We start from the raw sequence: 13,916 nt of genomic DNA, 5'->3' as shown, positions 1-13,916 counted from the left end.
AGAGATGTTCTACGAGCTCGAAGCACCGGTGTTGCGCGCCTGCGGGTTTGACACCCCATACCCGCCGGCGCGACTGGAGAAGTTGTGGCTACCCGGTCCCGATCGACTGCTGGATTGCGTCGAGCGCGTACTGGAGCAGCCATGAACACGCCTTCCGATCAGGACCGGATCAAGGTGTTCGTCGTACCAGACCTAGGCGAGGGCCTCGAAGAGGTGACACTGGCGTGCTGGCGCGTCGCGGTCGGCGACGATGTCGAACTCAACCAGCCGTTGTGCTCGGTGGAGACCGCCAAGGCCGAAGTCGAGATCCCCAGCCCGTACGCGGGCCGGATCGTCGAAGTACATGGAGCCGAAGGCGATGTGCTGGCTGTCGGTTCGTCGCTGGTACGTATCGATACCGCGCCCGGTGCGATGCCTAAGGCCGCGTCCTCCAACGGTGAGTTGTCCACGCGCAGGCCGGTACTCGTCGGATATGGGGCTGACGATGCGCTCGACACCAGCCGGCGACGTCCCAAAGCCAAACCGTCCGTACGGAAGTTGGCCGCCGAACTGCTGGTGGATCTGGCCCACGTGCCACCGGGCCCGGACGGCGTGATCAGCCGGGAGGCTGTGCTGGCGGCCGCTGGAGTCGGCGCCGAACGGCCTGGCGTGTCATATGACGTATTGCCGGTGCGCGGAGTTCACGCTCACATGGCGGAGCGAATGGCACTGTCCCGCAGTACGATTCCCGATGCACATGCGAGTGTGCGGGTCGACTGCACAGCCTTGATGCGGCTTCGCGATGAAGTCATCTCACCGTTCGTGCTCACCCTGCGGTTTCTGGTAATCGCGTTGACGCACAACAAGATTCTCAACTCCACGTGGGTCGATGGCCCTGACGGCCCGCAGGTGCATTCCCATCACGCGATCCACCTGGGTTTCGCGGTCGCCGCGCCCCGCGGCCTGCTGGTCCCGGTGATCACTGACGCGCAGGCCAAGACCACGCGCGAACTCGCTGAACGCGTCACGCGGCTGAGTCGGGAAGCCCGGGCCGGCACGTTGAAACCGGCCGAGCTTGCCGGCTCGACTTTTACCGTGTCGAACTTCGGGGCACTTGGGCTTGATGACGGGGTGCCGGTGATCAACTACCCGGAGGCCGCGATTCTGGGCATCGGGTCTCTCAAACCCCGGCCCATGGCCCTGGACGACACGGTCGTGGTACGTCCCCAGATGACGCTGACCTGTGTGTTCGACCACCGGGTCGCCGACGGCGCCAATGTGGCGCAGCTTCTGGGGGAGCTGCGCAGCCTGATCGAGTCGCCGGAAACGGCGCTGCGTGATCTGTAGCGGTCGCGCTTACTTGCCGCGCGCCGCAGCCAGCCGGGCAGCGAACTCCGGTGATTTGATCGAATGAGCCTGCGGCCCGAGTTCGATGTCCTTGGCCAGTTCGTGCTGCTCGGCATCGACCGATCCGGGGCTGGCCGTCGCGCGCATGGTCGCCTTCGTCGCGAGCACGACCTCGCGCGGGGCAGCCGCGGGCCCAGCCGCCAGTTTCAACGCCGCAGCAACCGGATCGTCGGCAACGCTGAGCGCCAGCCCATGCCGCACAGCGGATTCGGCGTCGAAGCGCATACCGAACAGCAGGGCCGCGCGGGCGACCTGCGGTCCGACCCCGCGCTGCAGCATCCAGGTCGCCCCGCCGCCGGGATGCAGTCCCAACTTCTGAAAACGCGCATCGAACAACGCGTTCGGCCCAGCGATGCGCACATCGGCGGCCAGCGCCAAGTTCAGGCCGGCTCCGACGGCCGGTCCGTTGACGGCGGCGATCGTGGGCAGCGTGCACTTGCCGACGGCCATAAACCCGTCGTAGATCCGCAGCAGTCCCTGCTCGGCGGCGCTGCCCAAGGCGCTGAGATCAGCTCCTGCGCAGAATGCCTTCCCGGCGCCGGTAATGACGACGGCGTGCACATCGGCATCGGCCTCGGCCCGTTCCACGGCCGCGCGCAACTGCTTTGAGATCTCGTCGTTGACGGCGTTGCGTCGGTCCGGGTCGTTGACGGTGATCAGCGCGACGTGCTCGTCAACGCTGAACAGCACCAGATCGGCCACCGGGCACCTCCGCGAATCAGGGCTGCTGGTGCCCAAAAGGCCCAGCAGTCACATCAGTATCAGATCGGTGCCCCCGGCAGGACTCGAACCTGCGACCACAAGATTAGAAGTCATGTGCTCTGTCCAGCTGAGCTACGGGGGCCGGAGACTGCTAAGCCCAGGTCAGTGTAGCCAACGGCGCGGCAGGCGGACTCTGAGTACGCAACGCCGATAGAAATGTCGTTGGCAGGAACAGTGATTCGCTAGTGTGAGGCCCGCCACACACGTACGCTTCCGGCTGCGTGTGCTCAACGGCGAGGAGTGGCAGGCATGACCGTAGCCATAGATGTCAGAGCGCGGTACTCGCATGCACGCGCCGAAGTGCTGCGCCAGGGACTGCAGCTGGCCGCGGCGCCGATTGGCGCATATCGCACCGGCGCGCTGCTGCTACGGGGCTCGCCGTGGGTGGTCCGCTTTTTGGCCCAGTGGCTGTCGGCCGAATTTCCCCCGCACGTTGTGACCGGGCATGCGCTGTCTGGGGTGACCCCGCTGTCGGTTGGCCGGGTCGCGACCAGCTGGGCGGCGCAGCGGGCCGACGACATCCTCACTGCCGCACTGGAAGAGTCCTTCGGGCCGCAATACACCGAAAAAGCCCGTCACCCGATCACCGTTTCCGCGGCGTGCGCACGTCGCGGCGGGCTCTTGCAGGCAACCGGACATCGCCGCCGTTATGCGGCGCAGACTTCGGATATCGCCTACGGCCCGGACCGCCGCAACCACCTGCTGGACGTCTGGCGCCATCCCGACATCAAGCCGGGCGGCCGGGCGCCGGTCCTGGTGCAGATCCCCGGCGGCGCGTGGACCGTCAACGGTAAACGGCCTCAGGCATATCCGCTGATGGGCCGGATGGCTGAGCTCGGCTGGATCTGCGTGTCCATCGACTACAGCAAGAGCCCGGCCAAGGCGTGGCCGGCGCACATCATCGACGTCAAACGCGCGCTGGCCTGGGTGCGCCGCAACATCGCCGAGTACGGCGGCGACCCTGACTTCATCGCGGTCACGGGTGGCTCCGCCGGCGGGCACTTGGCCTCCCTGGCCGCGCTCACCGCTAACGACCACCGCCTGCAGCCCGGCTTCGAGGATGCCGACACCAGCGTTCAAGCGGCCGCGCCCTATTACGGCGTCTACGACCTGACCGATGTCGGAAAAATGCACGAAATGATGCTGCCTTTTCTCGAGCATTTTGTTATGCAAGCGCGTTATGCCGACCAACCCGGACTGTTCGAATCGGCATCGCCGATTTCGCATGTGCATCGGGGCGCGCCACCGTTCTTTGTCTTGCACGGCGAGAATGATTCGGTGATTCCCAGTTTGCAGGCGCGGGCTTTCTCTGGCGCGCTCCGCAAGGCCGGCGCCCGCACCGTCTGCTACGCCGAGCTTCCCAACGCACACCACGCCTTTGACATGTTCGCCACGGTCCGGTCTCGACTGGCCGCCGATGCTGTGGCTGACTTTTTTGGTGTCGTCTACGGACGATATCTTCGCTCGCGATCGGCGGTTTTGCGCGGACGCGCGACACCCGCCAGTTGAAATGCTCGCTGCGCTACGCCGGCACATTTCCAATTCGTTAGGCCGCCAGGCCAATTCACCGGCGACCGGGATTGTGCTTAAACCGGACTTCTGATCCGCACAATCAGCTACCGCCATCGCGCCAACCGGGCTAGCGTTAAAGTGGCCTGCGGCGCGACGTGGGGCCCTGGGCATTGTGTATTGGCGCGCCGTGCAACGGGCGCGGCGACAGGACGGAGGAGTGCCGGTGGCTGAGACGGTCGACGCGGCCGGATTGCCCGCGGCGCTGGGGGCGGTCGATTACCTGTTGCATCGCGGCGAGGCCAACCCGCGTACCCGCTCCGGCATCATGGCTTTGGAAATCCTGGACACCACGCCGGATTGGGACCGCTTTCGGACTCGCTTTGAGAATGCATCCCGGCGCGTGTTGCGGCTGCGACAGAAAGTGGTCGTGCCGACCTTGCCGACCGCCGCGCCGCGCTGGGTAGTCGATCCCGACTTCAACCTGGACTTCCACGTGCGAAGAATGCGCGTCGCAGAACCAGGCTCGATGAGACAGGTATTCGATCTGGCCGAGGTGATGCTGCAATCCCCGCTCGACATCGCACGGCCGCTGTGGACGGCAACCCTGATCGAGGGCCTCGCTGACGGAAAGGCGGCTACGCTGCTGCACCTGTCGCACGCCGTCACCGACGGTCTCGGCAGCGTGGAGATGTTCGCGCAGATTTACGACCTCGAGCGGGATCCATCGCCGCAGCCGGCGCCCGCCCAACCCATTCCCCAGGATCTTTCGGCCAACGACCTGATGCGCGAAGGTTTCAACCACCTGCCCGCCAACGTTGTCGGCGGGGTCTTGGGCGCGCTGTCGGGAGCCGTATCGATGGTCGGGCGGGCGGTGCTTAACCCCGGTGCCGCGGTTTCGGGTGCGGTCGGGTATGCCCGCTCGGGGGTGCGGGTAATGAGCCGGGCAGCCGAACCGTCGCCGCTGCTGCGTCGCCGCAGCCTGGCCACCCGCAGCGAAGCGCTCGACATCCCGCTCGCGGACCTGCACAAGGCGGCAAAAGCGGGCGGGGGCTCGATCAATGACGCGTACCTGGCCGGTGTGTGCGGCGCGTTGGGCCGCTACCACCAGGCACTCGGGGTGCCGATAGCCAAACTGCCGATGGCGGTGCCGGTCAGCCTGCGCGCCGAATCCGACGCCGCGGGCGGCAACCGGTTCACCGGTGTAAACCTGGCGGCCCCGATAGGCACTGCCGATCCGATAGCCCGCATGCAGAAGATCCGCGCGCAGATGACCCAGCGCCGCGACGAGCCAGCCATGGACATCATCGGTTCCATCGCCCCGGTGTTGAGCGTGCTGCCGACGCCAATGCTGGAGTCGATGACCGGCTCGATCGTCGGCTCTGACGTCCAGGCCAGCAACGTTCCGGTGTTCCCCGGCGATACCTATCTAGCCGGTGCAAAGGTCTTGCGGCAGTACGGAATTGGCCCATTGCCCGGCGTGGCGATGATGGTCGTGCTGATATCGAGGGGCGGGTACTGCACCATCACCGCGCGTTACGACCGCGCCGCAGTGCGCGACGAGGCGCTGTTCGCGCGGTGCCTGCTGGAGGGTTTCGACGAGATCCTCGCGCTGGCCGGCGACCCCGCCTTGCATGCGGCGCCCGCGTCGTTCGCCGCCCAGGCGCCCGGCTCGCCGAACCGATCGGCGGCGGGATCGTGACGGCCGACCGCGATACAGAGGACCGGCAGTCGCGGAAGTCGCCGCGGGATCTTCGCTTGCCGGGGTCGGTCGCCGAAATCATGGCCAGCCCGCCAGGACCAAAGATCGGCGCGTTCTTCGACCTGGACGGGACCCTGGTTGCCGGCTTCACTGCGGTCATCCTGACTCAGGAAAGGCTGCGCCGACGCGACATGGGCGTCGGCGAGCTGATCAGCATGGTCACTGCCGGCCTCAACCACCAGCTTGGCCGCATCGAGTTCGAACAACTGATCCGCACGGCCTCAGGTGCGCTCCGTGGGCGCGCGTTGAGCGATCTGGAAGAGATCGGTGAGCGGCTATTCCACCAAAAAATCGAGTCGCGGATCTACCCGGAGATGCGCGACCTGGTGCGCGCCCACCTGGCTCGCGGTCACACCGTGGTGCTCAGTTCGTCGGCGTTGACCATTCAGGTCGGCCCGGTGGCCCGCTTCCTCGGCATCGTCAACACGCTCACCAACAAGTTCGAGACCAACGAGGACGGCAGCCTCACCGGGGATGTGCTGAAGCCGATCCTCTGGGGACCCGGCAAAGCTGCTGCGGTACAAAAGTTCGCCGCCGAGAACGACATCGACCTCAGGGACAGCTACTTCTACGCTGACGGTGACGAAGACGTCGCCTTGATGTACCTGGTTGGCAACCCGCGGCCGACCAATCCCGAAGGCAAGATGGCCGCGGTCGCCCGCAGGCGCGGCTGGCCGATCCTGCAATTCACCAGCCGCGGCGGCGGCGGGATCGGCTCGCAGCTGCGAACCCTGGCCGGTTTCGGCTCGATCGTCCCAGTTGCCGCTGGCGCAGTGGGTATCGGCCTGCTGACCCGCAGCCGCCGCCGGGGAGTGAACTTCTTCACCTCAACCTGGTCACAACTGTTGTTGGCCGCCAGCGGCGTGCATCTCAATGTCATCGGCGCCGAGAACCTGAACGCCGAACGTCCGGCGGTGTTCATCTTCAACCACCGCAACCAGGCCGACCCGGTCATCAGCGGCGCGCTGGTCCGCGACAACTGGGTGAGCGTGGGCAAGAAGGAGTTGGCCAGCGACCCGATCATGGGCACGCTGGGCAAGCTGTTGGACACCGCATTCATCGACCGCGATGATTCGGCCGCCGCGGTCGAGACGTTGCACCAAGTCGAAGAACGCGCGAAGAAGGGCTTGTCGGTCGTGATGGCGCCCGAGGGCACCCGGCTGGATACCACCAGCGTCGGGCCGTTTAAGAAGGGAGCCTTCCGCATCGCGATGACGGTCGGCATCCCGATCGTGCCGATCGTGATCCGCAACGCCGAGATCGTCGCCGCGCGGGACTCGATGACGATGAATCCGGGCACGGTGGATGTCGCGGTTTTTCCGCCAATCTCGGTGCGCGACTGGACACTTGCCACGTTGTCGGATCGGATCGCCGAGGTTCGCCAGCTGTATCTAGACACGTTGGCCGACTGGCCGGTCGACGAGCTGCCCGAAGCCAGCCTGTATCGCCGGGAAAAGAAGGCGGCGCCGAAAAAGACGCCGCGTAAGGCCGCAAACAAATCAGCCAAAACCGCGAAGCCGGCCAAGGCCACGGCGGCGAAGGCCGGGGCGAAGAAGACCGCTAAAGCGGCTCAACCGAAAGCGTCGGCGCGCAAGGTCACCAAGGCCCAACCGCGCACGCCTCGGCCGAGAGGGCGATCGTGACCGATAGCGGCACGTTCAGCACCGCCGACGACACCTTGGTGTTGGCGTCGGCGTCCTCGCCGGTGGAATCGGAGCTGCTGGCGTGGTGGTTGGACGAGCAACGGAACCGGCACCCGGAAACCAACCTCGAGGTTCTGCCGTTGCCGGCACGCGATTCGCCACCCGCCGCGCTCGCCCAGCTGGTCGAACAGCTCGAATCAGACGAGGACCGATCGATCGTGCCGGTGCGGGTCTTCTGGATGCCGCAAGCCGACGCGTCAAACTTGAGCCGGGTGGCGGCGTTGATCCCCGGACGAAATCCCTACCAGCCCAGTGAGCGTCAGCAGCGCCGCATTCTGCGCGCTGATCCGTCCCGCGCCCGGGTGGTGGCCGGCGAATCGGCCAAGGTATCCGAACTTCGTCAGCAATGGCGGGACATCACGGTCGGCGAAAATCCGCGTGAATTCGCGCATTTCGTCACCCGCCGCGCGCTACTGGCGATGGAGCGCGCCGAATACCGAATCCTTGGACCGCAATACAAGTCTCCGCGGCTGGTGCGGCCCGAGATTCTGGCGTCCGCGCGATTTCGTGCCGGCTTGGAAAAGATTCCGGGCGCCACCGTCGAGGAAGCCGGAGAAATGCTCGACGAGCTCGCCACCGGGTGGAGCCGAGTTTCCGTCGACCTGGTCTCCGTCCTGAACCGGCTGTTCAGTCGGGGATTTGATCGGGAGATCGACTACGACGAGTACCAGGTGGCGGCGATGCGCACCGCGCTGGAAGCTCATCCGGCGGTGCTGCTGTTCTCGCACCGGTCCTACATCGACGGAGCGGTGATGCCGGTCGCGATGCAGGAAAACCGGCTGCCGCCGGTGCATGTTTTCGCCGGTGTCAACCTGGCATTCGGGGTGATGGGCCCGCTGATGCGCCGCGCCGGCGTCATCTTCATCCGGCGAAATATCGGCGACGACGCGCTCTACAAATACGTACTCAAGGAGTACGTCGGCTACGTCGTGGAGAAGCGTTTCAACCTGAGCTGGTCCATCGAGGGCACCCGCTCGCGGACTGGCAAGATGCTGCCACCCAAACTGGGACTGATGAGCTACGTGGCCGACGCCTACTTGGACGGCCGCAGCGATGACATTCTGCTGCAAGGTGTTTCGATCAGCTTCGACCAGCTGCACGAAACCGCCGAGTATGCCGCCTATGCCCGCGGCGGCGAGAAGCGGCCCGAGGGTTTGAGCTGGATGTACCGCTTCATCAAGGCCCAGGGTGAACGCAATTACGGCAAGATCTACGTTCGTTTCCCCGAGGCTGTCTCGATGCGCGAGCATCTCGGCCCGTCGCATGGCTCGATCGCTGCGGATGAAGCCGCCAAACGGCTTGCGCTGCAGAAGATGTCGTTCGAAGTCGCATGGCGGATTCTGCAAGCAACCCCGGTGAATGCCACCGGTCTGGTATCGGCATTGCTGCTGACCACGCACGGGGTGGCATTGACGCTCGGGCAATTGCACCACACCCTGCAGGACTCACTGGACTATCTCGAACGCAAACAAACCCCGATGTCTACCAGTGCGCTACGGCTGCGCACACCCGAAGGCGTACGGGCGGCGGTGGACGCGCTGTCCAACGGGCATCCGATCACCCGAATCGACAGCGGCCGAGAACCCGTGTGGCGCATCGCCCCCGAGGATGAGCACACCGCAGCCTTCTACCGCAATTCGGTGATACACGCATTTCTGGAGACCGTCATCGTCGAATTGGCGCTGGCGCATGCCAGTCACGCCGAAGGCGATCGGCTGGAGGCGTTTTGGAATCAGGCCATGCGGCTGCGCGACCTACTGAAATTCGACTTCTACTTTGCTGACTCGGCCGCCTTCCGGGAAAACATCGCCGAAGAGATGGCCTGGCATGAGGATTGGGAAGCCCACGTTGCCGCGGGCGGTGGGGAGATCGAAGCAATGCTGTACGCGAAACGGCCGTTGATGTCGGACGCGATGCTGCGGGTGTTCTTCGAGGCCTACGAGATCGTGGCTGATGTATTGCGCGATGCGCCGACGGATATCAGTGAGAAGGAACTCACCAAGTTGGCGCTGGGTGTCGGCCGCCAATACGTCGCGCAGGGCCGAGTACGCAGCAGCGAGCCGGTGTCAACGCTGCTGTTCGCGACCGCACGCCAGGTCGCCGCCGACCAGGACTTGCTGAAACCCGCACCGGACTTGGTCGAGCGCCGGGTCGCGTTCCGCCGAGAATTGCGATCGATTCTGCAGGATTTCGACCATGTCGCGCAGATCGCGCGCACCCAGTTCGTCGCTCGCGAGGTGCAGGCGCGGGCCGGACGTCGCCACGATCAATAGCCGGCAGGCAGGTGCCCATACTCTTGATGCATGACGGGCGCTCCGACCACTAAGCGCGGCGCGGCGGTGTGGCCGCTGCTCGCCGGGGTGGCGGCGCTTGCCGGGTGCACCGCGGCCGGGATCGGGGCGCTGTCGGTGGCCGCTGCGCTGACCGCGACCGGGCTACCCGACCCTGGTCCTGTGACCACGCTGGGCTTGCCGTTTGTTCGGGCGGCGGGTGAGGTCGCAGCCGTGGTGGCCGTGGGCGCGTTTCTTTTCGCCGCCTTCTTGGTTCCGCCGCAGCGCAACGGCGTCTTGGACGTCGACGGCTACCGTGCGGTCCGGATCGGAACGGTAGCGACCGGCGCCTGGGCGGTATGCGCCGCGCTCCTGGTCCCGCTGACGATTTCCGACGTCTCCGGTCAGCCGATCACCGCTCATCTCAACCCGGCGACGATCTGGTCGGTGGCCAGCCTGATCAATATTGCGACGGCCTGGCGGTTAACGGCGTTGCTGGCTGCGGCGGTGATGTTGGCAAGTCTGCCGGTGCTGCGCTGGTCATGGACGCCGGTGCTGTTGGTGGGCGCACTGGTGACCCTGATACCGCTCGGGCTCACCGGTCACTCGTCGGCCGGCGGTTCCCACGATCTGGCTACCAATAGCCTGCTGATCCATCTGGTGGCGGCGAGCCTGTGGGCCGGTGGCCTGTTGGCGCTGCTGGCCCACGTCATCCGCGGCGGAGGACACGCCGACCTGGCCGCGCGGCGATTCTCCGTCATCGCGTTGTGGTGTTTTGTCGCTATGGCGCTCAGCGGAATTGTCAACGCGCTGGTGCGGGTTCTGCCATCGGACCTGCTGACTACCGACTACGGGCGGCTGGTGCTCGCCAAGTTCGTCGCGCTGTGTCTGCTCGGGGTCGCCGGCTGGCGTCAGCGACGCAGCGGAGTGACTGCGCTGCAAGCGAATCCGAGTGCACGCACTGCCCTGCTGCGGCTGACGCTGATCGAGGCACTGATCTTCGGCGTCACTTTCGGGATCGCCGTCGGCCTGGGGCGCACACCGCCACCGCCGCTGCCGACCGGCATCCCCTCGATTCCCGACGTGAAGATCGGCTACGACTTCGCCGGACCGCCCACCCCGGCGCGGGTGCTGTTCGACTGGCGCTTCGACCTGATTTTCGGCACGGCCGCCTTGGTGTTCGCCGGGCTATACCTGGCCGGGGTGCGGCGGCTTCGGCGCCGTGGCGACCACTGGCCAGCGGGCCGGACCGTGTCCTGGCTGCTGGGCTGCCTGGCGTTGCTGTTCGTCACCTCGTCGGGTTTGGGGCGGTACATGCCGGCGATGTTCAGCATGCACATGGCCGATCACATGCTGCTGTCGATGCTGGTCCCCATCCTGCTGGTGTTGGGTGGTCCGGTCAGCCTGGCGTTGCGGGCATTGCCGAGCGCCGGCCGCGACGATCCGCCGGGCATGCGGGAATGGTTGCTGGCCGCGCTGCACAGCAAGCTTTCGAGGTTCCTCACCAATCCGATAGTCGCCACGGTGTTGTTCATCGCGGGGTTCTACGGGCTTTATCTGGGTGGCCTTTTCGACGCCGCGGTCGGCAGCCACATGGGCCATGTCGCGATGAATGTGCACTTTTTGGTCAGCGGCTACCTTTTCTATTGGGTGGTGATCGGTGTCGACCCGACGCCGCGGCCCATCCCGCCGCTGGCCAAGGTGGCCGTGGTCTTCGCGTCGTTGCCGCTGCATGCATTCTTCGGCGTGTTCCTGATGAGCATGCAGAAGGTGCTCGGCGCGAGCTTCTACCGGTCGCTGCACCTGAGCTGGCACACCGACCTGTTGGGCGATCAACGGCTCGGCGGTGGAATAGCTTGGGCGGCAGGGGAAATACCGCTGATCGTGGTGATGATCGCGTTGCTTGTGCAATGGACGCGCAGCGACCAGCGCACCGCCAAGCGGCTGGATCGCGCCGCCGAACGCGACGACGACGCCGAGCTGACGGCATACAACGCGATGTTGGCCGAACTAGCCCGACGCGACACCTCGCGGCACTAGCTCGATCGCTTCATCGGCGACCGGACTACCACGAGTCACACCAGCAACAGCTCCGAAGCATTACCCGCTGCTGCAAAACGTGGCGCATGCGATATCCCGTTTATCCACAGTCGCGGTTCTATCCACCGGTTGCGCTCCTCGCGAGTCGACACAGCCGAGGTTGTCGGTCCGGCGGCGCTGACTGGAGCCAGCACCGGCGGTGTGGCGTCACCGGGATTGCCCGGGTCGTTTGGCAGAGCACCGCCATATTCGGAAAGGAAGAGCAATGTTCGAAACGCAGGTAACCGTGGTCGGAAACATCGTGAACGACCCGAAGCGCCGGCAGGCGGGGGCACAGGAAGTAATGAAGTTCCGGGTAGCCAGCAATTCACGCCGGCGCGGCGCCGACGGCACCTGGGAGGCCGGCAATTCGCTGTTCGTCACCGTGAACTGCTGGGGTCGGCTGGTCTCCGGCGTGGGTGCGTCGCTGGGCAAAGGCTCGCCAGTGATCGTGGTGGGCCACATGTACACCAGCGAATACGAGGACCGCGACGGCGTTCGCCGCTCGACGTTGGAGATGCGCGCCACTTCGGTCGGCCCCGATCTGTCCCGCTGCCATGCCCGCATCGAAAAGATGGTCTCGGTGGGAACAGATGCCGCGAGCACACCAGCGGTCGAGGCCGATGCGACCGACACCGAAGCCGGCGATGACGCGGCCCCCGCGACCGAGACGGCGTTACCGCTGTCGGCCTAAACAGCTCCGCAGCGGTACTGCCTAGGATGGTCGGCGAGCAACGAAAGACCAGAGAGGTAACACTGCTGCATGGCTGAGTTCATCTACACGATGAAAAAGGTCCGCAAGGCGCACGGCGACAAAGTCATCCTCGACGACGTCACGCTGAGCTTCTATCCGGGCGCCAAGATCGGTGTCGTGGGCCCCAACGGGGCAGGCAAGTCGAGCGTCTTGCGGATCATGGCCGGGCTGGACAAGGCGAACAACGGCGAAGCGTTCCTGGCCACCGATGCCACCGTCGGCATCCTGCAACAGGAACCGACGCTGAACGAGGAGAAAACCGTTCGCGGCAACGTCGAAGAAGGCCTTGGCGAAATCAAGGTCAAGCTCGACCGGTTCAACGAGGTCGCCGAACTGATGGCCACCGACTACTCCGACGAACTGATGGACGAAATGGGCCGGCTGCAGGAGGACCTCGACCACGCCAACGCGTGGGATCTCGACTCGCAGCTCGAGCAGGCGATGGACGCGTTGCGCTGCCCGCCGCCCGACGAGCCGGTGACGCACCTGTCCGGCGGTGAGCGCCGCCGGGTGGCGCTGTGCAAGCTGCTGCTGGCCAAACCGGATCTGTTGCTACTCGACGAGCCGACTAACCACCTGGACGCCGAGAGTGTGCAGTGGCTCGAACAGCACCTGGCCGCTTACGCGGGGGCGGTCCTGGCGGTGACTCACGACCGGTACTTCCTGGACAACGTCGCACAATGGATCCTGGAACTCGACCGCGGCCGGGCTTACCCCTACGAGGGCAACTACTCGACCTATCTGGAGAAGAAGGCCGAGCGGCTGGCGGTGCAGGGCCGCAAGGACGCCAAACTGCAGAAGCGGCTGCAAGAGGAACTGGCCTGGGTGCGCTCGGGCGCCAAGGCCCGGCAGGCCAAGGGCAAGGCCCGGCTACAGCGCTATGAGGAGATGGCCGCCGAAGCGGAGAAGACCCGCAAGCTCGACTTCGAGGAGATCCAGATTCCCACCGGCCCGCGGCTGGGCAACCTGGTGGTCGAGGTCGAGCACCTCGACAAGGGCTTCGAGGGACGCACGCTGATCAAGGACCTGTCCTTCACGCTGCCGCGAAACGGCATCGTCGGAGTCATCGGCCCCAACGGCGTCGGCAAGACCACGCTGTTCAAGACCATCGTGGGGCTCGAGCAGCCCGACAGCGGAACCGTCAAGGTGGGCGAGACCGTCAAGCTGAGCTACGTCGACCAGTCCCGGGCCGGTATCGACCCGAAGAAGACGGTGTGGGAAGTCGTTTCCGACGGGCTGGACCACATCCAGGTCGGACAGAACGAGATTCCGTCGCGGGCCTACGTCTCGGCGTTCGGCTTCAAGGGTCCCGACCAGCAGAAGCCGGCCGGGGTTTTGTCCGGTGGTGAACGCAACCGGCTCAACCTGGCGCTCACCCTCAAAGAGGGCGGCAACCTGATCCTGCTCGACGAGCCAACCAACGACCTCGATGTGGAGACTCTGGGCTCGTTGGAGAACGCGCTGGAGAAATTCCCGGGCTGCGCGGTGGTGATCTCCCACGACCGCTGGTTCCTCGACCGGACCTGCACTCACATCCTGGCGTGGGAGGGCGACGAGGACAACGAGGCCAAGTGGTTCTGGTTCGAGGGCAACTTCGGCGCATACGAGGAGAACAAAGTCGAACGGCTCGGTGTCGAAGCGGCGCGTCCGCACAGGGTGACTCACCGAAGGCTGACGCGCGACTAGTGTCA

At 65.5% G+C, this 13,916-nt stretch carries 9 protein-coding genes, 1 tRNA gene and 1 pseudogene; 9 read left to right on the top strand and 2 right to left on the bottom strand.

From position 1 onward, the window contains the following. Both WBF82_RS06535 and WBF82_RS06530 read left to right on the top strand, forming a co-directional pair. Positions 1–145 (top strand): annotated as a pseudogene (locus tag WBF82_RS06535) (alpha-ketoacid dehydrogenase subunit beta); the annotation flags it as partial. Beyond that, on the top strand, positions 142–1,326 hold the full coding sequence (locus tag WBF82_RS06530) for a dihydrolipoamide acetyltransferase family protein (RefSeq protein WP_424382253.1): 1,185 nt from the start codon (positions 142–144) through the stop codon (positions 1,324–1,326). The pseudogene WBF82_RS06535 and the gene WBF82_RS06530, both read left to right, overlap by 4 nt. A gap of 9 nt (positions 1,327–1,335) precedes the next feature. Here the strand turns inward: WBF82_RS06530 and WBF82_RS06525 are convergent, their stop codons facing one another. Continuing rightward, the gene (locus WBF82_RS06525) at positions 1,336–2,088 is read right to left on the bottom strand and encodes an enoyl-CoA hydratase (protein ID WP_424382252.1); all 753 of its coding nucleotides are present in this window, start codon (positions 2,086–2,088) and stop codon (positions 1,336–1,338) included. A gap of 68 nt (positions 2,089–2,156) precedes the next feature. Continuing rightward, a tRNA-Arg gene (locus WBF82_RS06520) sits at positions 2,157–2,230 on the bottom strand. A 167-nt stretch (positions 2,231–2,397) separates the two neighbouring features. Between WBF82_RS06520 and WBF82_RS06515 the strand changes: the two genes are divergently transcribed. The 7 genes from WBF82_RS06515 (at position 2,398) to ettA (ending at position 13,911) form a co-directional block, all read left to right on the top strand. Continuing rightward, positions 2,398–3,657, top strand: coding sequence for an alpha/beta hydrolase fold domain-containing protein (locus tag WBF82_RS06515; protein WP_424382251.1), 1,260 nt, complete (start codon positions 2,398–2,400; stop codon positions 3,655–3,657). A gap of 226 nt (positions 3,658–3,883) precedes the next feature. Beyond that, positions 3,884–5,359, top strand: a complete 1,476-nt coding sequence (locus tag WBF82_RS06510) for a WS/DGAT/MGAT family O-acyltransferase (protein ID WP_424382250.1) — start codon at positions 3,884–3,886, stop codon at positions 5,357–5,359. Positions 5,360–5,439: 80 nt separating this feature from the next. After that, a complete protein-coding gene (locus WBF82_RS06505; RefSeq protein WP_424382256.1) occupies positions 5,440–7,062 on the top strand; it encodes an HAD-IB family hydrolase in 1,623 nt (540 codons plus the stop codon). Then, complete coding sequence (locus WBF82_RS06500) at positions 7,056–9,395, top strand: glycerol-3-phosphate 1-O-acyltransferase (RefSeq protein ID WP_424382255.1); 2,340 nt, start codon at positions 7,056–7,058, stop codon at positions 9,393–9,395. Before WBF82_RS06505 ends, WBF82_RS06500 begins: the two co-directional genes overlap by 7 nt. 30 nt (positions 9,396–9,425) lie before the next feature. Then, a complete protein-coding gene (locus WBF82_RS06495) occupies positions 9,426–11,432 on the top strand; it encodes a cytochrome c oxidase assembly protein (RefSeq protein ID WP_424382249.1) in 2,007 nt (668 codons plus the stop codon). A gap of 265 nt (positions 11,433–11,697) precedes the next feature. Next, positions 11,698–12,165, top strand: coding sequence for a single-stranded DNA-binding protein (gene ssb, locus WBF82_RS06490; RefSeq protein ID WP_424382248.1), 468 nt, complete (start codon positions 11,698–11,700; stop codon positions 12,163–12,165). Positions 12,166–12,234: 69 nt separating this feature from the next. Next, entirely contained in the window at positions 12,235–13,911 is a 1,677-nt protein-coding gene (ettA, locus tag WBF82_RS06485; RefSeq protein ID WP_424382247.1) for an energy-dependent translational throttle protein EttA, read from the top strand. Positions 13,912–13,916: the final 5 nt, after the last annotated feature.

The organism is Mycobacterium sp., assembly GCF_049673265.1.
In the GTDB taxonomy this organism is placed as follows: domain Bacteria; phylum Actinomycetota; class Actinomycetes; order Mycobacteriales; family Mycobacteriaceae; genus Mycobacterium.
This window is presented reverse-complemented; position numbering and strand designations above follow the sequence as displayed.